Source organism: Nocardia spongicola (assembly GCF_047200775.1).
In the GTDB taxonomy this organism is placed as follows: Bacteria; Actinomycetota; Actinomycetes; order Mycobacteriales; family Mycobacteriaceae; genus Nocardia.
In genome coordinates, this window is the sequence record NZ_JBJZOO010000001.1 from 399,974 (window position 1) to 422,034 (window position 22,061).

General features: G+C 64.4%; 14 protein-coding genes. 8 read left to right on the plus strand and 6 right to left on the minus strand.

Features of this window, described 5'->3' with window-relative positions:
• Positions 1-122: 122 nt before the first annotated feature.
• Both ACL02S_RS01790 and ACL02S_RS01795 read right to left on the minus strand, forming a co-directional pair.
• Complete coding sequence (locus ACL02S_RS01790) at positions 123-1,397, minus strand: IPT/TIG domain-containing protein (RefSeq protein ID WP_412800468.1); 1,275 nt, start codon at positions 1,395-1,397, stop codon at positions 123-125.
• Positions 1,398-1,792: 395 nt separating this feature from the next.
• Positions 1,793-2,437, minus strand: coding sequence for a pentapeptide repeat-containing protein (locus ACL02S_RS01795; RefSeq protein ID WP_412800469.1), 645 nt, complete (start codon positions 2,435-2,437; stop codon positions 1,793-1,795).
• Between the two features lie 330 nt (positions 2,438-2,767).
• Here ACL02S_RS01795 and ACL02S_RS01800 point away from each other — a divergent pair, with 330 nt between their 5' ends.
• Positions 2,768-2,923 carry a DUF6131 family protein gene (locus ACL02S_RS01800; protein ID WP_412800470.1) on the plus strand — a complete coding sequence of 52 codons (156 nt, stop codon included), beginning with the start codon at positions 2,768-2,770 and terminating at the stop codon, positions 2,921-2,923.
• A gap of 206 nt (positions 2,924-3,129) precedes the next feature.
• On the opposite strand, the gene rox is transcribed toward ACL02S_RS01800, so the two are convergent.
• Positions 3,130-4,563, minus strand: coding sequence for a rifampin monooxygenase (gene rox, locus ACL02S_RS01805; RefSeq protein ID WP_412800471.1), 1,434 nt, complete (start codon positions 4,561-4,563; stop codon positions 3,130-3,132).
• Positions 4,564-4,901: 338 nt separating this feature from the next.
• On the opposite strand from rox, the gene ACL02S_RS01810 reads away from it, so the two are divergent.
• The 4 genes from ACL02S_RS01810 to ACL02S_RS01825 all read left to right on the plus strand — a co-directional run bounded on the left by ACL02S_RS01810 (position 4,902) and on the right by ACL02S_RS01825 (position 15,907).
• A complete protein-coding gene (locus ACL02S_RS01810; protein ID WP_412800472.1) occupies positions 4,902-6,146 on the plus strand; it encodes a DUF1444 domain-containing protein in 1,245 nt (414 codons plus the stop codon).
• Between the two features lie 265 nt (positions 6,147-6,411).
• Positions 6,412-6,711 carry a DUF1540 domain-containing protein gene (locus ACL02S_RS01815; protein WP_412800473.1) on the plus strand — a complete coding sequence of 100 codons (300 nt, stop codon included), beginning with the start codon at positions 6,412-6,414 and terminating at the stop codon, positions 6,709-6,711.
• Positions 6,712-7,040: 329 nt separating this feature from the next.
• On the plus strand, positions 7,041-7,295 hold the full coding sequence (locus ACL02S_RS01820) for a hypothetical protein (protein ID WP_412800474.1): 255 nt from the start codon (positions 7,041-7,043) through the stop codon (positions 7,293-7,295).
• Positions 7,296-7,393: 98 nt separating this feature from the next.
• Complete coding sequence (locus ACL02S_RS01825) at positions 7,394-15,907, plus strand: non-ribosomal peptide synthetase (protein ID WP_412800475.1); 8,514 nt, start codon at positions 7,394-7,396, stop codon at positions 15,905-15,907.
• A 16-nt stretch (positions 15,908-15,923) separates the two neighbouring features.
• Here the strand turns inward: ACL02S_RS01825 and ACL02S_RS01830 are convergent, their stop codons facing one another.
• Positions 15,924-17,459, minus strand: coding sequence for an AMP-binding protein (locus tag ACL02S_RS01830; RefSeq protein ID WP_412800476.1), 1,536 nt, complete (start codon positions 17,457-17,459; stop codon positions 15,924-15,926).
• Between the two features lie 828 nt (positions 17,460-18,287).
• On the opposite strand from ACL02S_RS01830, the gene ACL02S_RS01835 reads away from it, so the two are divergent.
• A complete protein-coding gene (locus ACL02S_RS01835; RefSeq protein ID WP_412800477.1) occupies positions 18,288-18,902 on the plus strand; it encodes a hypothetical protein in 615 nt (204 codons plus the stop codon).
• A 202-nt stretch (positions 18,903-19,104) separates the two neighbouring features.
• On the opposite strand, the gene ACL02S_RS01840 is transcribed toward ACL02S_RS01835, so the two are convergent.
• The gene (locus ACL02S_RS01840; RefSeq protein WP_412800478.1) at positions 19,105-20,109 is read right to left on the minus strand and encodes an NAD(P)/FAD-dependent oxidoreductase; all 1,005 of its coding nucleotides are present in this window, start codon (positions 20,107-20,109) and stop codon (positions 19,105-19,107) included.
• A gap of 110 nt (positions 20,110-20,219) precedes the next feature.
• On the opposite strand from ACL02S_RS01840, the gene ACL02S_RS01845 reads away from it, so the two are divergent.
• Entirely contained in the window at positions 20,220-20,831 is a 612-nt protein-coding gene (locus ACL02S_RS01845; protein ID WP_412800479.1) for a helix-turn-helix domain-containing protein, read from the plus strand.
• A 178-nt stretch (positions 20,832-21,009) separates the two neighbouring features.
• Here ACL02S_RS01845 and ACL02S_RS01850 read toward each other — a convergent pair whose 3' ends face one another.
• On the minus strand, positions 21,010-21,669 hold the full coding sequence (locus ACL02S_RS01850; RefSeq protein ID WP_412800480.1) for an ArsR/SmtB family transcription factor: 660 nt from the start codon (positions 21,667-21,669) through the stop codon (positions 21,010-21,012).
• A 130-nt stretch (positions 21,670-21,799) separates the two neighbouring features.
• Here ACL02S_RS01850 and ACL02S_RS01855 point away from each other — a divergent pair, with 130 nt between their 5' ends.
• Positions 21,800-22,012, plus strand: a complete 213-nt coding sequence (locus ACL02S_RS01855) for a hypothetical protein (protein ID WP_412800481.1) — start codon at positions 21,800-21,802, stop codon at positions 22,010-22,012.
• The last annotated feature ends 49 nt before the right edge of the window (positions 22,013-22,061 follow it).

Sequence of the window (22,061 nt, forward strand, 5' to 3'; positions counted from 1 at the left end):
CATTTGGATTCGTTGATGTCTCGGGTCGGTGCCCGGTTCGCTCGCTCCGAGCCACGCGCTCGGGCGCAGCAGTATGTGTCGGGCCTGGAACGGAAGAACTGATCGGCGGTCAGGACCGACACTCAGGTCGTGATCCCGAATACGTTGGTGGGGCTGGTGGCGAGCACGGTGGGGGTGGCGGTGCCGGTGATCGGCGCCGAAAACACCTGACCGGTGCCCCGATCGACAATGAACAGGGTGCCACCGGAAGCGGTGATATCCACAGGGTTCGACAGGTCGGTCACCAGGGGGGTCAGTGTGCCACCGGTGATCGACACCGTCGACACCTGCCCGGTCCCTTGCTCGCAGATGTAGAGGAGGTTGCCGACCCGGACGAGGCCTATAGGGCTGTTCAGGTCGGTTGCCAACTGGGTTGGTGTGCCGCCGGTTTGCGGCACCGAATACACACGGCTGCCACTATCGGTGAAGAACAGCAGGCCGCCGTAGGTGTAGGGCAGTGCGTTGCTGGTGCCGTGTAGCAGGGCGGTGACGGTGACGCCGACGGTGCCGGTACCTGGTGGGGCGATGGCATTGATCTGGGTATCGGAGACGATGGTGAAGGTGGTCACTATCGCGCCGAAGTGCACGGTCAACGGACCGACGCCTGCGAACCCGCTCCCGACGATCTGCACTGTGTCGCCACCGGTCGGAGAACCGAAATTCGGGTTCAGTGACGTGAGTACCGGTGCCGCCAGGAGGACAGCCGCCAACGGCGCGCTCCCCGGTTGGGTCGGCACTCCATCGGTGATCCCGAAGACGCCGGTGGGGCTGGTGGCGACCACGGTAGGCGTCGTGGTGCCGGTGATCGGCGCCGACACCACCTGACTGGTGCCCCCGTTGGTGATGAACAGGGTATTCCCGGAAACAGTGATATCCCTGGGGATCGACAGACCGGTCACCAAGGAGCTCGGCGTGCCACCGATGACCGGCACCGTCGACACCCGCCCAGCCGAGAATTCGCAGATGTAGAGGAGGTTGCCGACCCGGACCAGACCTGCGGGGCCGTTCAGGTCGGTTGCCAGCAGGGTCGGTGTGCCACCGGTCTGCGGCACCGAATACACATTGCCGGGGTTTCCGAGATCGGTGAAGAACAGCAGGCCGGAGCCACCGTAGGTATAGGGCAGTGCATTGCTGGTGCCGTCGAGCAGGGCGGCGACAGTGATATCGACGGTGCCGGTGCCCGGTGGGGCGATAGCGTTGATCTGGGTATCGGAGAGGATGGTGAACGTGGTTGCCGCCGTACCGAACCGCACAGTCAACGGACCGGCTCCGGAAAACCCGCTCCCGATGATCTGCACCGTGTTACCACCTGCCGGAGGACCGGAACTGGGGTCGATCGAGGTGAGTACTGGCGCCATCGGGGCCTCCGAATGAGGAAAGAATGCTGTCTCGCAACAGATGTCGGCATGATCGTGATACCGATGTATCCAGTAACCCACCAGGAGTGATAGCTCCGCAACGAATCCCTGGTCGCGGTTGCGCAACGAATTACCCGGACGTTTTCCGTCCCGGCTCCGAATCTCCGATCGGTGGAGCGGATGATGTGAGAGTGCTTGTCAGGAAGCGGGTATCGGGGTGCGGATGATCAGGCAACCAGATACCCGGCAGTGTCGATACCCGACCGGCCGTGGTTTCGCAGATGTAGAGGAGGTTACCGATCCCGGTGAGACCTTCGGCAGTGCTCAGGCCGGTCGCCGGCAGGGTCGGTGTTCTGCCGGTTCGCTGCTGGTCACTACCGGGCCTTCTCGATTCTTCACTCGTCCTCGACGGTGAGGCCGATCGAGGCCGCGAACGCGGGCGCCAGCTCCATCACCTGCCCCGAGGTGACGATCGCACCCTTCAACGCTTCCACCCCGTCAGCGACGGTGATGCTGCGCGCTCCCCGGAAATCCACCTTCGTCAACCGCGCATGCCGCAGCGAAAGCCCCGCGATCTCCGAGCCGGGAAAGCTCACCTTACTCACATTCGCGTCACCGATATCCAGATGCCGCACCACGCAGTCGACAAACGAAACACTCGCCAGCTCGGCGCCACGCAGATTGACCGAATCCAACTTGCATCCGTGAAAGACAACCCGACGCAACTCCGCGCCTGCGGCCTCGACACCCGAGAAGGCGCCCTCGATCACCTCGGCGTCCAGCCACACCGTATCGGACAGGTCTGTGCCGGTCAGCCGGACTCCGTGCATCCACACGGCGCCGAACCGGGCGCTCTGCATCATCCCTTGATCGAAACGTACCGACCGGAACACACACTCGGTGAACCGGGCATTACGGGCATCGGGATCGGTGAACGTGATCCCGTCGAACTGGGCACAGTCGTACTCACCCTCCGCGCACACAGTCTCAGCGGGCTCCAGATAAGACGTGAACGGAAGATCGGTCAGCCCCCGCGGCATTTCAGGTCCTCACGCAGTTGGAATCGGACATCGAGAATCGCTCCGAAGGCACACCCTACACAGGGGGTGAGAAGAATCTTGCCTGAACCGGCGCCGAGAAGGTCGGTGTCCTATTGCCCGGGTAGGTAGTGCACTCACCCCACTGGAGTCGTCGAGGTTTTCGAAAGTTTCGTCGAATGCGCGCAGGGTATTACCCCCGCTAGACGATCGCCGGTATGGCCGATCCGTGGATGGTGGTCTGCTTGCCCGCTGTGGTACGGATCGGTTGGCCCGCAGGCAATCGTCAGGGCGATGGTAGAGCCCATTGATCATGGAAAGGGTAGGTCTGTCATGATAATCCTCGGACTGATTCTGTTGGTCGTCGGTTTTTTGGCCGGGATTTCCATCCTGTGGACTATCGGTATCATTCTGGTCGTGGTGGGAGCCGTGCTCGAATTGCTCGGTAGGGCTGGTCGGCCGGTTTTGGGTCGGCGCCATTACTTTTGACGCGCTAGCGGTTTCCGGTATCGGCGGCGGGAAGCACCGCTGCGATTTTCGTCTCGGCCCGGCACTTCAGCGTCGAGCGCAGACCGCCGCCAACGGAACACTACCGAGTGCGGGCCATCTAGCAGCCCTTCAAGGTGGTGGTGATGACCCGTGTAGTAGGGCCACCAAGGCCTGAGTGGTGGCACTGCCCAGCCGTACCTGCGTCCTCAGCCGACAGCGGCGCCGAACCACCGAGGCAGCTGGGTGAGCAGATCCTGCTGCTCGGCACCGGCCCACGCCACGTGACCGTCCGGCCGTAACAGTACGGCGGGCACGTCCAACTCCGCGCCGGCGTCCACGATGTGGTCGACCCGATCCGTCCACCCCGCAATCGAGAGCTGCCCGGTTCGGTCGAGCAGCAGCCCGCGACCGCCGTGCATCAGTTCGTAGAGCCGGCCCCGTCGCAGCTGCACATCTCGCATCCGACGACCGAGCAGCTCATGCCCCTCGCCGAAGTCGTAGCGGACCCCGACCGCGGTGATGATTTCGGTGATGTACTGGTTCGCCTCCTCGAAGTCCATCAGCTTCGCGAACAGCTCTCGCAATGCGGTCGCACCGGGATCGGTTCCCATCAGGGTGATCTGCGCGCGGGTGTTCTCCAGGACGCGAGCGCCTACCGGATGCCGTTCGGCGTGGTAGCTGTCCAGCAGTCCCTCCGGTGCCCAGCCGTCGACTTCGGCGGCCAGTTTCCAGCCGAGGTTGAACGCGTCCTGGATGCCGAGGTTGAGTCCCTGTCCGCCGGTCGGCGGATGGATATGCGCCGCATCGCCTGCCAGCAGTACTCGGCCGACCCGGTAGCGCTCTGCCTGCCGGGTGGCGTCGCCGAAGCGGGACAGCCAGTGCGGTGAGTGCGCGCCGAAATCGGTGCCTGCGATCGCCCGAAGTTGCTGGGTGAACTCCACGAGAGTCGTTGCACTGGATCGGTTTTCGGACACGCCGGCGGCGGGCACCACGATGCGGTAAACCCGGTCCTCATCGTCCACACTCATGGCACCGAACCGCAGGTGGGTCTTGCGGACTTCCTCGACGATGGCGGCGATCGTCGCAGGCTCCTCGGTCACCCGCATAACGCCGAGCAGCGTCTCGACTCTGGTGGGTTCGCCGGGGAAACCGACCCCGAGCAGCTTACGTACCGTGCTGCGGCCGCCATCGCACCCGACGAGGTAGCGCGAGCGCAGCCGGGTACCATCCGCCTGCTCGACGCTCACTCCGTGCTCGTCCTGGTACAGCCCGACCAGTTCGCAGCCGCGTCGGATCTCGGCACCGAGTTCGAGCGCCCATTCGTTGAGCAATCGTTCGGTGACCGGCTGCGGTGTGGCGAGACCGTAGGGGTGCGCGGTGTCCAACCCTCCCGGCCACGGTTTGACGATGCCTGCGAAAAAACCGCCGACCCGGAACTCCGCACTGACCGCGCGGAACCGGTCCAGCAGGCCGCGCTGGTCCAGCAGCTCGACACTGCGCACATGCACACCGAGTCCGCGGTACTGCTCGGTCGGCTCGGCCGACTTCTCCACCACAAGTGTGCGCACACCGTGCAGTCGCAGCTCACCTGCAAGGAACAAGCCGGTCGGTCCACCGCCTGCGATGATCACATCGAACATGAGATATCCGTTCCTCGGGGTCGAATTCCGGCCGGTCGCTCCGCGTGGTCCGGCGGCGCGCGCCCGCACACATACCTCGCGAATTCCTGATTTCCGCAGGTTCCGGCTTCGGCAGGGAATTTTGCGGCATAACCCGGGTCTTGCCGCAAGCCCCCCAGTGCGCTATATCTTGAGAGGGGAGGGGGAGTAGCCCTCGTTTCCGCTGCCTTGTCTCCGGTGCGGAGGAAACAGGCTTTTCTCGAAAAACTCTGCCCGGTGTGCATATCCGGTGTCGTACCGGTAGTGTCCCTCGGTTCGGCCGCGACCGGTGCCGGACAGAGTGCGAGTGAGGCAGTGGTATGAGGTTCGGTAGGGGTTTGTTCGGCAGGCGCAAATCGGGTGGAGACGCCTACGCGGCGTTCGGGCTGCGGGCATTGGCCATTGTGCGGGCGCAGCCGAGTATCGCAGGCGCGGAATTCGACGCGGACGAGTTCGTGATCATCTGCGGCACTCACGACGGTGCCGTGTATCGAATCGGTCTGATCACACCCCTCCGCCGTGCCGAGGGGGCGCCGGAGGCAGTGGCGAACGAGATGCTCGAGCGTTATCTGCTCAATATGATCGCGGCTCCTGGCCGGGACGAATCCGAGTGGTCGACTGTCGCACCACGATTGCGGCCGGTGATCCGGCAGGCCGGCGAACTCGCCGTGCGGGTCGAGGGGATGTCCGTCGCCGAGAACACGCTATGGCGACCGGTGCTGCCGTGCTTGATGGAACGGGTCGTCATCGACTCCCCGACGGCCATGAAGACCGTAACCCCGCAAGACTTGGCCGAATGGGGTGTCGACGCCGAGACGGTATTCGCGACCGCCCGTAACAATATGGCCGAACTCGCCTACGCCACCGTATCGGACTTCGATCCGGCGCAGGAGGAGCTGCTGTACCTGCCCGATGAAGACGGTGAACTCTACGCAGGCGCCCTACCGCTGGTATCCGGCTGGCTCTCCAGCCTCGGCAGCAAATCCGGTGCGCGGCCCCTCGTTTTCGTTCCGGGCAGTACAGGTGTCTTCATGGGCCTGGCCACCTCACCGGAACGGGTGGCTCAACTCGTGGGGGTGGCATTGCGGATGTACGACGAGGCGCCACGCCAGGTCTCACCCATCCCGTACACCCTCGATGCCGAAGGCAGGCTGGTCCCGTTCACCGTGCCCCGAGACCATCCGGCTTGGGAAACTATTCGGGTGGCCGAATCCAGCTTGGCGGCAGAGGTATACGGTCGGCAATACGAGGGACTGCACGCCGACTCCGAAGAAGGACGTATCGACTACTTCGTGGCCGAACTGCTGCACCTACGTGCGGAAGACGGCACCGAGATGACCGCTACCGCTTGGACCGACGGCGTTCCGACGTTGCTGCCCCGCGTACACCAGGTCGGCATGGTCGATCTCGACACCGGTGTCATCGTCGATGTGCCCTGGGATGTTCTGGCTCGTGAGATCGCCCTCGAGCCGGTACCCGGCCTGTTCCCGGTGCGCTACGGGGTGGAATTCCATCCCGATGAGCAGGTGATGGCGCGGTTGGCCGCGGCAGCGAGTATGTCCTGAGGTGCGCGGTGAACGCACCTGAACACAAGATCGTCCGCATCGACGGCGTAGCCACCATCCATCTCAGATAGCAAATTGACAGCAATCATGAGTCGATCGCAGCGCACCCGCAGCCGGCCACCCGATCGGCTGCCGCCCGGAACGCTCGATGCGGCAGGTGTGACTAAGGCATGAAGGATAGCCTGAGCTGGCTTTTCAATCCTTCGATGTGGGTTTAGCATGAGCGCTGCACTAGACCGAAGGCTTCGAATCCTGGAGGAGTGCCATGACCGCTGTAGAGATGCCGCACGTTACCGAGTGCACAGTCAGCAACTGTTCCTACAACCATGACGGCTGTCACGCGTACGCGATCAACGTCGCCGGCCGTAATGGCAGCGCCGATTGCGGGACGTTCATCCCGTTGTCGATGAAGGGCGGACTGGACACGGTCACCAGCATGGTCGGGGCGTGTCAGCGCGCCGACTGCGCCCACAACCGTGACCTCGAATGTACCGCCAATGGGATCCGAGTCGGTCCAGGCGAGGGAGAGCACACCGCACGTTGCCTCACCTACAGCGCGCGCTGACCGACCGGATACGTGCCTTGCCGTCCCACAGTGCGGCAGGCAGCGCACCAGGCAGGAGCAGCGACGCGGAAGGAGACATCCGCCCGACGAATCTATCGGGTGTCTCCTCCGCGGCTGTGGCCGAAGCGCTCGACACCGCAGATGGTCAGTTCTAGAGGATCCCCTCGTCCCGCAGCCACGACTGGCAGGCCGTCTGTAACGTCATCTGATCTTGCTCTGCAAGGCGTAGCACCGATGTGCGCCGGAGAGTTATCGTTGAGGTTCCCGCGGGAAGACGAGATCGAGAGACGCATGCGCCGCCGCTCGGCCAAGGCTTCGGGGAGCACGACATGCACGGACCGACCGAATTGTTCGTCGATAACTTCCGCATACCGCTGCTTGCGCGACCTATCCTGGCGGTCGATCCCGGCGCGGTAATGGTGTCCACTGCGGCGGATTCCGAGCACACCGCCACCGTGGCGGGGCAATGGGCAGTTCACCTGGTGCATGCCCCATACCGGATCGATGCGGACCCGAAGCGCCGGAGCATCCGCGCGATCACTCCGCACACAGAGCCGATCGTGCACCGTCCGCGCGCACCATAGCCTGGCACAACGGAACTTCCGCCCTACCACAACCGCCATAGCCTGCTGGTGATAACCGGCCCGGTCGGCTAGGGCGCGGTCAGGATGAAGGTCTCGTCATGCAACAGCCCTTTGTGCCATCCGCCGATATCGGTACCGGCCTGCCGAGGGCAGCGTTCCCCCTGTCGGCAGCGCAGCGCGGAATCTGGTTCGCCCAGCACATCGCGGGTGATATCCCCATATCCATCGCGCAGTACATCGACCTGACCGGCCCGATCGACCTCGACCTGCTGGCACCGGCAGCGCGCCGGGCCGGGCGCGAGTTCGGTACCGGTTATCTGCGCCTGATCGAAACTGATGGTCCCCCTTACCAATGCGTCGACACCACCCTGGACGACAGTGTGCCGATCGTCGACCTCCGTGATGAGCTGGACCCGGAGGCTGCCGCGCATGCCTGGATGCGCGCCGAATACAGCGCACCCCTCGACCTGATGCGCGATCGACTGATCTGCGTGGTCCTGTTGCGGATCGCCGACGATCGCTGGTTCTGGTATTGGCGAATTCATCACATCGCCCTGGACGGCACAGGGGTATTGACCATGGCGCGGCGTGCGGGTGAGCTCTACACCGCTGCGCTAGAGGGACGGCAGCCCCCGGCCGGACACGCCGAGGACCTCAGGAGAATCGTCGACGCCGATCTGGCGTATCGCAGTTCCGATCGTTTCCTGGCCGATCGGGAGTACTGGCTGCGGCACCTGGCGGGAATGGCCGACCCGGTGAGTCTCGCGGGCCGCTCCGCTGAGGTCGACGCGCACCCGAGCCGGGTCGAAGGCATCCTGACGCGGGATACAGCGGAGTTGCTGACGACCGTCGCGAAAGCCACCTCGTTCGGGGTGGCGCCCACGGTGGTCGCCGCGTTCGGCGCTTATCTCGCCGCGATGACCGGTGCCACGGAAGTGGTCTTGAGCCTGCCGGTCTCCGCGCGGACAACGGCGGCTATGCGGCGTTCCGGTGGCATGGTCGCCAATGTCGTCCCGCTGCGGCTCACCCTTGACCCGGCAGGCACCGTCGGTGCGATGATCAGTGCCGCGCGGAGTGAACTGACCGGTGCGCTGCGCCGCCAGCGCTATCGGCAGGAGGACATCCTGCGCGACCTCGGCAAGCCGATGGACGAGTTCACATCGTTCGGTCCTTCGGTGAACCTGCTGCTGGTGGACACCGGGGTGCGGCTCGGCGCGGCTACAGGACGAGCACATGTGCTGACCGCTGGGCCGATCGAAGACCTCTACGTCAATCTGTATTCCGAACCGGGTGCCGTGCGGCATACCCACATCGATTTCCAGGGCAACGCGAACCTGTACAGCGATACCGAGCTGACCGCACATCACAACCGGTTCCTGCGGTTCCTGCACCGGTTCCTCGCTGCCGGAACGGATACGGCACTGGCCAGGATACCCGTGGTGTCCGACGCGGAACTGGCCGAGCTGGTGCCTGCGCGCGGAGCAGCGGATGTCGCACCGCGTACGCTACCCGAAATCCTCACTACCGGAGCCGATCTCGACCCAGAGGCGATCGCTGTCCGCAGTGGTGCCACCGGCCTGAGCTACCGCTGGTCCGGCGAATACACCAATCGGCTGGCACGACTGTTGATCGCCTCCGGTGCCGGTCCGGAACACCGTGTGGCGATATCGATTCCGCGGTCGGCACAATCGCAGCTCGCACTACTCGCTGTGGCCAAGACCGGGGCCGCTTTCGTACCGATCGATCCAGCCTATCCGGCCGACCGGATCGAGTACCTGGTCGACGACAGCGGGGCCGAGCTCGGCATCACCGTGGCAGCCGCGCGGAAAGCGTTGCCGGATCATGTGCATTGGCTGGTCCTCGATGAGGAGGCGACCGAACGGAGTGTCGCCGAGCAGAGCGCGGCCCCGATCGACGATACCGCGCGGCGGGCCACGGTGCGCCTGGATCAGGTGGCTTACCTCATCTACACATCGGGATCTACTGGACCGCCCAAAGGTGTGTCGGTCACCCATCGGGGATTGACGAATATGGTCGCGAGTTCCGTCCATTCCTTCGGTCTCGACACCGATTCGGTCTTGGCGCACGCTGTTTCACCGAGTTTCGATATCTCGGTCGGGGATATCGTGGTCACTGTCGCCGCCGGTGCGACGCTCGCTGTCATACCACCGGCAACGTACGCGGGGGAGGAGCTGGCCGAAGCTCTGCGCGCGCACCATGCCACCCATCTGGATGCCACGCCCGCGGTGGTGCGCTCGCTCGATCCGGCGACCCTGCCCGATTTGCGCACAGTCGTCGTCGGAGGCGATATCTGCCCAGCCGAATTGGCTACCCTGTGGTCCGGCCGCGCTCTCCTGAACGGATACGGGCCCACCGAAACCACCGTTACCGCGACATTGAGCGATGCACTGTCCCCTGACGCGCCGGTCACCATCGGCAGCCCCATCCGTGGTGTCCGCGCGGTTGTACTCGATTCCTGGTTGCGTCCCGTCGCTCCTGGCGCCATCGGTGAGCTCTACCTTGCCGGTGTCTGCCTGGCCCGCGGTTACCATCGGCGCCCCGGCCTCACCGCGAGCCGATTCGTCGCGAACCCGTACGCGGATGGCGCGCGAATGTACCGTACCGGAGATCTGGTGCGCTGGACCGTGAGCTCCGGCAGGTTGGTATTGGAATTCCTCGGCCGCAGCGATTTCCAGGTGAAGGTGCGCGGATTCCGTATCGAGCTCGGCGAGATCGATACAGTCCTGCAACGCCATCCGGACATCGATTTCGCGGTCACCCGCGGCGTCCGGACCGCTTCCGGCGCGACCGTGCTGGCGTCCTATGTGCTGCCGAGACCTGGCGCCACAGTACATCCGGAAGCCCTCGAAGCAGTGGCCGGTGCGACGCTTCCGGCCTATATGGTGCCCGCCGCGATCGTCGTATTGGACAGCATTCCGCTGACACCGCTGGGCAAGGTCGACCGTAAGGCACTACCCGAACCCGTCTTCGGTACCGGCGCGCGCAACAGCAGACCACCCTCTAGGCCCCATGAGGAGACATTGGTCGCGTTGTTCGCCGAGGTGCTCGGGCTGGCCTCGGTCGGTGTCGACGAGAGTTTTTTCGCCCTCGGCGGTGACAGCATTCTGTCCATCCAGCTGGTCTCGCGGGCGAGGGCCGCCGGGATCGGCCTCCGCGCCAGGGATGTATTCGAACGTAAGACCGTCGCCGCACTCGCCGCGGTAGCTACCGAGGTACATACTCTGGTACCCGAATTGCCCGGCGGGGGAGTCGGTACCGTCGCGCTCACGCCGATCGTGCATACCATGCTGGACCAGGGGGACACCTGGCGCCGGTTCGGTCAGGCTGTTGTGCTCGGGCTTCCGCCCGGTATCGACCGCGCCCGGCTGGTCGCGGCGGTCCAGGCGCTCCTCGATCACCACGACCTGCTGCGTTGTTCGTTGCGGCGCACCGAGCGCGGGTGGGTATGGGTTGTCGCGGAGCCGGGTTCGGTCGCAGCGGATACCTTGGTCGACGTTGTGCCCTCGGGTCCGGACGCGAACCGAACCAGCGAATACGAATTGCAGCGTGCCGCGGACCTGCTCGACCCCGAAGCCGGGGTCGTCGTACGCGTCGTGCTGATCGAACGCGCCGATTCCGGGCCGTTGTGCCTGCTCGTGCTGCACCATCTGGTGACCGATGGTATTTCGTGGCGGATCCTGTTGCCGGACTTGGCGACCGCGGCTACGGGTGGTGTTCTCGCTCCGGTCGGCACCTCCTTCCGGCGGTGGGCGGATGGGCAGTTCGAGCATGCGGCCGGACGCATCGGTGAACTTCCGGTCTGGCAACACATCCTGGCCGTACCCGATCCGCCGATCGGCATGACAACCCTGGATCCGGACATCGATACCGTCGCCACCGGGGCGGTCCGGCAGCGCACCATCGCCCCGGATGTCGCGGACACAATACTCACCACCGTGCCGGACCGTTTCCATTGCGGTGCCGACGAGGTGTTACTGACCGGGCTCGCCATGGCGGTATGCCGTTGGCGTCACCGAAGGACGTGTCTGTGCGCGCTGGAGGGCCACGGGCGGTCGGAGGCGATTCTGCCCGGCGCCGATATCGCGCGTACGGTGGGCTGGTTCACCAGTGTGTATCCGGTGGCCGTCGATCTGACAGGTATCGATCTCGACGACGCCTTCGCCGGTGGCCCCTCGGCGGGCGCCGCGCTGGAGGCCACCGAACAACAGCTGCGCGCAATACCGGACAAAGGCATCGGCTTCGGCATGCTGCGTTATCTGAATCCGGAGACCGGCGCGGTGTTCGCGGATGCGCAGGCCCCACAGCTCAGCTTCAACTATCTGGGCCGGGCACCGACCGGTGACACAACCGAACCCTGGCTGCCGCAACGCTTCGCGGCAATACAGGACACTCGCGCACCATTGCCCGCGGTGCTCGATATCAACGCTGTGCGTACCGCGACCGGCCTGGAAGTGACCTGGACCTACGCCTCGCGGCTGCTCGACGCGGCCGAGGTCGACGAGCTCGCCGCCCTCTGGGCCGCCGCACTGCGCGCTCTGGCCGACCACGCCGGAACCCCGGATGCGGGCGGGTACACACCGTGCGATTTCGAACTCGTCACGGTGACCCAGCCGCAGATCGATATCTGGGAGCGCGACTATCCGAATCTCCTCGATGTCTGGCCGCTCACACCGCTGCAGTACGGCCTGTTCTTCCACGCGCGCTACGACCCCGGCGCCGCCGACGGCTATACGGAACAGTCGATGTTCACTCTGGCGGGCACGGTCGACGCGGCACGGTTACGCACTGCCGCACAGACTCTGCTGGCACGACACGACAACCTGCGGGTCGCTTTCGTCGAAACCGGCGACGGGCCAAGACAACTGGTTCTGACCGATGTCGATATCGCATGGCAGGAGATCGACCTGACCGAGATCGCCGAGGCCGAGCAGCGGCAGCGGGAGCTCGACCGGGTGACCGCTGCGGAGGCCTGCACCCGATTCGATCTGACTCGGCCACCGCTGATGCGCTGTACGCTCGTGCGCACCGCCGCCGACCGGTACCGGTTCGTGCTGACCAATCACCACCTCGTCCTGGACGGTTGGTCGACCCCGCTGCTGATGCGTGAGCTGCTGGCACTGTACGTCAGCGCGGGAGACGTCTCCGTGCTCCCGCCCGCACACTCCTACCGCGAGTTCCTTTCCTGGCTGCGCGGGCAGGATCAGGCTGCTTCGACCGCTGTATGGGCCGGCTACCTGGACGGTATCGAGAGCCCGACCCTGGTGTGCCCGGCCGCGACCGGAGCAGGGCCGATCGAGACCGGGACGGTGTCCATCGATCTGCCGTGGGAAACAACCGACCGGATGGAAACAACCGCACGCGATTTCGGTATCACGGTGAACACCATGGTGCAGGCGGGTTGGGCGATGGTGGTAGCGCTGCTCACCGGCCGAACCGATGTGGTGTTCGGTACAACGGTATCCGGCAGACCCCCGGAACTCGCCGATGTCGAAGATATGGTCGGACTGTTCATCAACACGCTGCCGGTGCGGGTGCGGTTCGACCCCGCCGAACAGGTAGCCGATCTGCTGGCCCGTCTGCACAGTGCGCACGCGCGGCTGATGGACCATCAGCATATCGGGCTCACCGCCATCCACAAGGCGGTCGGCCGCACCGAATTATTCGACACCCTCACCGTTTTCGAGTCGTATCCGATCGATCGGGAGGCTTTGACGCAGGCACTGGACATCGCGGGCCTGCAGGTGCTCGATATCGCAGGCATCGACGCGACGCCGTATCCACTGAACCTCATGGTTGTGCCACTCCGGGACAGCACTGGGCACAACACGCTGCGGCTCACCCTCAAATTCCGGACCGGCCAGTTCGCGCCCACCGCGGCGCGCCCGCTGCTCGACCGTTTCCATCGACTGTTGGCGCAGCTCGCGGCCGACCCACACGCTCGGGTGTCTCAGCTGCAGTATTGCGATGCCGTGGAACGCGCCGCCCTGTTGCCGGTACGCGGACCTGATCCGGTGCCGCCGCGCCTACTGCCCGAACTCCTCGGCGCCGGAGCACGGATCGATCCCGACGCGATCGCAGTGAGTGCGGGGGAGCGGAGGATGTCCTACCGCGAACTCGACGCGTGGTCCAACCGGCTCGCCCGGGTTCTGCTGCGCCGTGGTGCCGGGCGGGAGATGTGTGTCGGGCTCGCCCTACCGCGCTCACCGGAAGCGGTGGTGACGGTGTGGGCGCTGGCCAAGACGGGTGCGGCCTTCATGCCACTGGATACTCATTTCCCTATCGGCAGACTCGAGTACATCCTCACCGATTCGAAAGCGCGGATCGGTGTGACGATGGCCGTGAATCGTGCGATGCTGCCGGACACCCTGGACTGGTTGCTGCTCGACGACACCGATACGGTCCACGAGGTCATGTCGGCCACCGATGCGCCGATCACCGATACGGAACGCGACGGCCCTGTCCATATCGACCAAGCCGCCTATCTGATGTATACCTCCGGTTCCACCGGCATGCCGAAAGCGGTGCTGCTCAGCCATCGCGGACTGGCGAATCTGGTGACGGCCCAGCAGGAATCATTAGTGCTTGACCCGACGGCGAGAATACTGCATGTGGCCGCGCCGAGCTTCGATGCGTCGGTATTCGAACTGCTGGCCGCGCACGGCACGGGCAGCTGCCTGGTGATCGCACCACCGGAGGTCTACGGGGGAGCCGACCTGCATCGGCTGCTGCGCACCGCGCGGATCACCCATGCGGCGGTCACGCCATCGGTGCTGGCCACGATGGAGCCCACCGGCCTCGACCATCTCCGGGTGCTCGCGGTGGGCGGGGAGGCCACGACAGCGGATCTGATCCAACGGTGGTCGCCCGGGCGACGAATAGCGAACCTGTACGGTCCGACCGAGTTCAGCACCTGGGCGACCAGCCGCGAGGATTTCCGCGCGGGCGAACCGATCACCATCGGCAGGCCGATCCGAGGCACGGTATGTATGGTGCTCGACCCCTGGCTGCGCCCGGTACCTGTCGGCGTCACCGGCGAACTGTATCTGGCCGGTCCCGCACTCGCCCGTGGCTACCGCAACCAGTCCGGGATGACCGCGGGACGATTCGTCGCCGCCCCCTACGGCGAGCCCGGGGAGCGGATGTATCGCACTGGTGACATGGTGCGCTGGGTCACCGGCCGCGACGGTGCCTGCGAACTGGAATACCTGAACCGCAGCGACTTCCAGGTCAAGATCCGCGGTATGCGGATCGAACTCGGCGAGATCGACACCGTGCTGAGCCGCGAAGAAGACGTCGGCTACGCGGTGACGATCGGTCGCACAGGCCCGACGGGGACGACCATGCTGGTGTCGTATATCCGGCCCGCCGAGGGGGCCGAGCTCGATATCGCGCACCTGCGCGCCGTCGCCGCCGCCGCGCTGCCCGCATATATGGTCCCGGCCGCCTTCGTGGTGTTGGATACGATCCCGCTCAATGCGGTCGGCAAACTCGACCGGGCAGCCTTGCCGACACCGGAATTCACCGCGGAGCGGCCGCCCTACCGAGCGCCGGAGACACCGGCCGAAGAAACTCTCGCCGCCGTCTACGCGGAACTTCTCGGCCGCGACGAGGTCGGCGCCGACGATTGTTTCTTCGCTCTCGGTGGCGACAGCATCACCGCACTACAGCTCGTATCCAGGGCGGCGCAACGCGGTATCCACCGCACCCCGCAGCAGGTATTCCGGTACCGCACCGTGGCCGAATTGGCCGCGGCCACCGGTACGGCACCCGACGGACCCGAGTTCGACATCCTGTTGCCGATCCGGCTCGGCGGTTCCGAGCCCGCGCTGTTCTGCATCCACCCGTCGGCCGGAATAGCTTGGACCTATGCGGGTTTCGCGGAGGCACTGGCCCCGGGAAGGCCGATCTACGGCCTGCAGGCACCGGAGCTGAGCGGCCATGAGCCATCAGCGCACTCGATCGAGGATCTCGCCGATCAGTACCTCCGCGAGATGCGCACGGTGCAGCCTGCCGGGCCGTATCACCTGCTCGGATGGTCGTTCGGCGGACTCATCGCGCATGCGATCGCCGCGAAGCTCGCCGAAGCAGGCGATACCGTCGGTATGCTGGCACTGCTCGACACCGATTCCGCCGATATCGACGATGCAGGCGTCGAGCAGCTCACCGCGGGTGGCTTCGTCAATGCCTTCAGCTCGACTCTAGGTGTCGGCGAGGTGCCCACCGAAGCCTCCGCCAAGGAAGCCGCCGAGCTGATCCGGGCACAGCTGGGTGAGGTGTCACTGATCAACGGGAACACCATCGAGCGGATGACCCGGTCGTACAACACGATGGCCCGATACAGATCTGGATACCGGCGTCCGGTATTCGACGGCGACATGGTGTATTTCAGCGCGACCGTCGACACCGCCGACAGTTGCGGCCCGGTCGGCTGGCAGCCTTATGTGGCCGGGAACATCATCAACCACGATATCGCGGTCACTCATGACGAACTGACCGCGCCGCACGTACTTCCGCTCATCGCCCGGGTACTGGAGGAACATCTGCGAGATGGAGAAAGCCGCCGGACCGGTGCCGAGGGCGGTGGGTTCTAGTACCGAGGCCGCGCAGTCACAGCTCCTCGGAGTCGACCAGTTTCGTCACCATCGTTTGCAGTTCGGCGCGATCGATTTTGCTGTTGTGCCGTGGATCGGTGGGAAGTGGACCGTACAACTGCAGTGGGGTCGGGTGCGGGATGCGCAAGCGATCGGCCAGGATCGCCATGGTTTCGAGGTCGATCGCGGCGGGGTCCTGTTCGTCGGGGAACGCGTAGAAAATCCGGTCCAGATCCTCGAGATAGACGACACCGCTGAGCGGGAATCCGGTGACGAGGTTCCACATCTGCTCGAGGGCATCGGGATATAGTGGTCCGTGGTGTGAGTCGATCACATTCTTCTTACGGCATAGATACCACAGTCGTCCCTCGACATCCATGTATCCGTAATCGCCGGTACGGTGCCAGATCTCACCGGTACAGGTATCGGTGAGCTTGGATTCCCTTTCAGCTTCAGGACGGTGGAAATAGGTATGGGTGACGCGGGTACCTGTGACGATGATCTCGCCGGGGCTCTCAGGTGGCAAACTGTGGACGGCGACATCGAAACTCGTGATGTCCAGATCGGGCTCGATGATCGCGACCTGCGTTTCGGGGGCTGCCCGCCCCAGCGGGGTACCTTTCCCCGACCACGTTCCCGACTCGGAGTAGTGAATGTGATCATCGGCGCCGATGAGAGTAATGGGCATCAGCGCTTCGGTGCTGGCGTAGGGGATGACCACATCTGTGGGTGCGAGGGCGCGCTGCATTGTCTCGATCAAGCGTGAACCGATTGCCGATCCTGCCGTAGCGACTCGTCGGAGCCGGGGAGGGGCAAGGCCGTGGTGACTCATATGCTCGATGAGCCGATGCCATACGAGTGGTGAGGCGAAAACATAGTCACTGCCCGACTCTGTGAGTTGCTGGTACAGGGTCGCGATATCGAGATGCGCCGGTGCCAGGGTAGCCAGATCAGGCAGGACGACGCGGCGCCCCATCGCCAAAGCGACCAGGGCCAGATGCGGGAACAGGCAGAGCTCGGAAGTAATCTCCTCACAACGGTAGTAGCGGATCTGAGAAGCGAGTTCCCTGGAGGTCCACGGCACGCCCTTGGGCACGCCGGTGGTTCCGCTCGTATACAGCAGCAGCACGGTATCGGTGGTATTCCATTGCCTACCAGGAATATCCGCGATTCCTACGGGAATATCCCGCGTTACCGCACCCGGCACACAGAGCGTGCCGCCGTAGACATTCTCGGGCACCTGACGCGACCTGCAGACCCAGACGCTGGGGTCGAGCGTTGCCAGGCACTGGGCCAACGCCTCCGCGGGCTGGTTCGGGTCCAGGAACGACGGTACGGCACCGAGGAGAAGGGCGCCGTGGCAATAAGCCACCAGGTCGATACCCAAAGGCAGTGTGACAACGACGTGTCGACCCGATCGAACTCCACACTGCTGTAAGTGCAGGGCGGCACGGTGTACGGAACGGCCCACGTCGACAAAGGAATACCGGCCACCCGAACTGTAATCGACCACCGCGATGTGATCGCCGTTGTCACGAATATTGTCGTTCAATCCGTCCAGAAGTACATTTCCGGTTCCTGCAGAACAATGACTGACGAGCATGATTCCCCCCGAAGGCGAGGCATTACCGTGAACTCAGGTACCTTCCCCCCGAGCGCTTTTCGTCAGCAAGTGTACGTCGCATAGAATGTATCAAGCAGTTGAACTGTAGGTGATTCACATCACGTCATCGGTGAATAGGTTTGCCCGAGTCGCCCCCCTCCAGCGGGCCCATCGGATAGCGCAGTCCGCGAGAGTCGCACGGGTCGGACACTGTTCCGAGCGCTTCCAGCAAACCGGGGTGCGCAGCATCGGGCATCCCGGTGATGTCGTGGCGATCGAGTGTATCGGGAACCGATATCGACGATGCTGTTACTGCGGGTGCAGGCACTCCAGTTCGATCTTGGCATGGGAACCTTCATTGATACCTGAAAGTACCCGTATCCGATCGCATCTGGGTTGACGTGTCACCGAGGCGTATCAGCACAGTTCAGCCGAGATAAACCGACAATGTCGGAGCCCTGAGTGACGGTCGGGGTGTGATGTAAGCCATTGCGAATCGATGGAACCGGTTGTGGGGCAAATGCATCCAATGTAGCTGAAGGAACGATCTCATACGGATGGTGCAAATGAAGAGTTCCACACCAGGTCGCCGCTTTATCGCCACGATCGCTCTGACTGCAGCGTGAACCACCGGCGCAGCGGGGGTTGCGGGGGCTGCGCCATCCGCAGCGGAGGCGGTGCCTGTTCAGACAACACTCTCCGGAGAGTGGCAGTTCGAGTTCACCGCTACACATTACGTGACGCTATCGTGCTACTTCGAAAACCTGGACAGGGCCGATGCCGCAGGGTCATTCATGTTCACAGGAAAAGGGAAGAATGAAAAGCGGCGGAGAAGGAAGCATGAAACAAGGCGCAGGTAGCCGTTCCGCAAGGAAAGAAAGGGAAGCATTGCCGGATCGAGAAGAAATGGAAATGCTGACAAGTAAGGTTCTGATGGACGACGACGAACACCAGGTGTGGGAGCTCGCAGTAGATCTCGGCCTGCCCGATCCCGCAGGACCCGGTTCCCTCGCCGGCGAGGGTATCCACCCGATTGCACTGGCACTCGAAGACAGCGCGCACAAGATCCACGGAGTCAACCGGATTCCCTGTTTCACCGCATTCGGACCTGTTACCGCACGCGACGAGTTTGCCCAGCGCGCATGGGGTGATGGTTACGATCCGGAAGATGTCCCGGTCGAATGCAGTCTCACCGTGTACGTGACCGACGATGAACTGGACCAACTGGTGCAACTCGTCGTGGAAGATCTCGGTATGGACAAGACCGGATACTCGACTGCGGCCGGCCGAAATGTCACCGTCGGCCTTCGGCCCATCTCCTTAGCGGACCCGGAGAACAGCTTCTACCAGCACCTGGTGGATCAATACCGCAATCTGGACTCGGCGGACTGACAGCGCCGCCTAAACGTACAAGCCACCGGCCTTCCTACGTCCACATGGGTATGTAGAGGCAGTATCGTCGTTCGGTATGCACGCTGCCACGGGATAACCGCGAGAAACAGCCCTGACCGCCCTCGTGCCCGGGTCGCTGATGACCAGATGGTTCATGGCTCTTCCTGATCAGAGGCGATTCGGAAGAGCCACGAAAACCACGTCAGACAGTCTGCCGCGCCGCGGCGAGAGCGGCATCGGTGTCGGCGGTGGCCAGGTGGGCGTTGATATGAGCGCCTGCCAAAGCACCCGCCGCGGCAGAAGCACCGACCTGGGCCATCGGATCGGTGACGTTGCCCGCCACCCACACCCCTGGTACGTCGGTGCTGCCTGCTGCGCCGGAGACGAAGCGGCGGCCCATGCCGTCTGGTAGGTCCTCCATCGGCAGGCCGAGACCGTCGAGGCCGGTGGTGCGGGCCTGCATCGTGGTGGCGACCGCGAGGACGCGGCGGGCCACCACCGTGCCGTCGGTCAGCCGCACACCGGTGATAGCGCCGTCGTCGCCGGCCACGACTTCCTCGATAGCGGTGTCGACGATCCGGATATCGCGGGCGGCGAAGCGTGCCCTGGTGTCGGCATCGAGTTCGGTGCCGCGGGTGAAGTAGACCAGGTCGTCGGTCAGCTGGCGGAACAACAGCGCGTGATGGATGGAGGCGGGACCGACAGCGAGGACGCCGATGGGCTCATCACGCACTTCCCAGCCGTGGCAGTACGGGCAGTGCACAATGCCGTGCCCCCAGTGTTGCGCCAGACCGGGGATGTCGGGCAGTACGTCATGTAGGCCGGTGGCCACCAGCAGGCGCCGAGCGGTAAGGGTGTGCCCGCCGGCGAGGGTGACGGTGAAGCGCGGGTCACCATGAACAGCCGCGGCTGCCGCCGTGACGGAGGTGACCTCACCGGAGACGACCCGGCCGCCGTAGCGGCGCACCTCGTCGCGCCCGCGTGCGAGAAGCTCGCCGGGTGGGGTGCCATCCGCACCGAGCAGGCCATGCACCCCCTCGGCCGGCGCGTTGCGTGGGGTGCCGCTATCGATCACCACAACCGAGCGGCGCGACCTGACCAGCATCAGCGCACCGTTGAGACCGGCGGCGCCACCACCGACCACCACGACATCGACGGTTTCATCCGGCAGTAGCTCGGTCGCGGTTGTGGCGGACTTCGTAGACATATTTCGTTGTCCTTTTCTTCGTGTTCTTCGTGTGTCGACTCCGACAGCACCGGCCCGTGTCCGTACGCAACGGTAACCATTATTTGCGAAAAAGGCATATCATTATGTCCATGACGCAAGAAGACGACGATTTGGACGGCCTGGTACGCAAACGCATCCGCGCTCTGCGGGTGGCGCAGGGCTTGTCCCTCGAGGAGTTGGCGCACCGTGCTCGGCTGAGTCAATCCACGCTCAGCCGTATAGAGAACGGTCAGCGTCGCCTGGCGTTGGACAGCCTCGTCGTCCTCGCGCGCGCCCTGGACACGACCTTGGACCAACTCGTCGAGACCGATGCCGAAGACGTCGTCGTCGGTCCGGTGATCGACGCGGCCCGTGGACTCATGCGCTGGCCCATCAAAGGTGACCCTGGAACAGTCGTAGTGCGCCAGCGCTTGACCGAACCGCCTCCCGATAATCCCGCCCGGATGCGCGCACACCCCGGTCGCGAATGGTTTGTCGTATTATCCGGCGCTGCGAGCCTCATGCTGGGGCACCGCCGCTTCCGTGTCGAAACCAATCAGGCTGCGGAATTCCCGACAATGCTGCCCCATGCCATCGGAACCGCTGGCGGCCCCTGCGAGATCCTGTCGATCTTCGACAGCGACGCCCGTCGCGGCCATCTCCGCACCGAAAGCACCGACAGCGGCAAGGACGACCGCAACACAGACAGCTCCCGCTCATAACCGTATGTTTCGCGGTGCTCATGGGTTCGCCTGGCGCTCGGAGGCCGAGTCGATCACGGCCACCGGTCGAGTTCCCCTCGAAGGCATGTCGCCGGACCGACCGACACGGCGGGGAATCGGCGACTGACCCTATTCCGCCCACTGGGCTCATGGAGCGGCGAGGAGGAGCGCCGTGTGGCTAGTCCCGCTCCACAGGCAGACCGGCCAATTCCCATTCCAGCATGCCTTCGTCGAAGCGTTTGACCTCTCGCCCCGCCTGCTGGGCGATGTGGATCGCGTCGGGCGCCATCACGCAGTAGGCGCCCCGACAGTAGGCGACGATGTCGCGGTCGCCGGGCAGCTCGGCGAGCCGGGCAGCCAGTTCGGTGACCGGAATGCTTATGGCACCGGGAATGTGCCCGGCCTGGTATTCCTCGTGGGGTCGCACGTCGATGAGAGTGATCTCCCCGGCGTCGCGGCGGCGGATGAGTTCATCGCGGGTGACGGCGTCCTCAGGTGCGCCGAGCACGACCGCTGCGGCCACGGCGACGTCGGCCAAGTGGGCCTCGGCGACGGTTTGCACGAGCGCGAACAAGCGAGCGACGTCGGTTCCGGCCAACCGGTAGTGCTGGCGGGTGCCCTCGCGGCGCGCTTTCACCAGGCCGCCGGCCTTGAGCGATTGCAGGTTCGCTGACGCGGTGGTGAGGTTCATGCCGGTCGCAGTGGCGATCGCCTCGACGGTGTGCTCGCCCTGAGCGAGCACGTCGAGGATCTGCAACCTGCGCCCGTTGCCCAGTGCCTTACCAACACGAGCGATTTCGTCGAACAGGGCTGCCTTACGGCAGGTCGGTTCACTCACGTTTGCTTCTCCAATGCTCTTTGGAATAGCTTATTCCAAAGTTCCATAGAAAAACATCAGATGTGGCGATCGTATTCGATACCCGCTTGCCCAGCCGAATCGGCGGTACCTGGCAAGGGGGAGAGAACGCGTGAACTACCTCTTCGTCCTGCACGACCCGCCCTACGGCACCGAACGCACCTGCAACGGCATCCGTTGGGCGGCGGCAGATCTCGACGCCGGGCACGCGGTAAGGCGACTTCCTGCCCCGCCCGCACCGCAAGTGAGCCTGCGTGAACCATCGTGCGCATATCACCCGAAGAAGGAGCGAGACTGGTTAGCCCGCTGGAACATTCGCTCATAATCCACCGCCCCCACGACGGGTGCGCCCAGGTTCCCCACTGCCAGGAAGA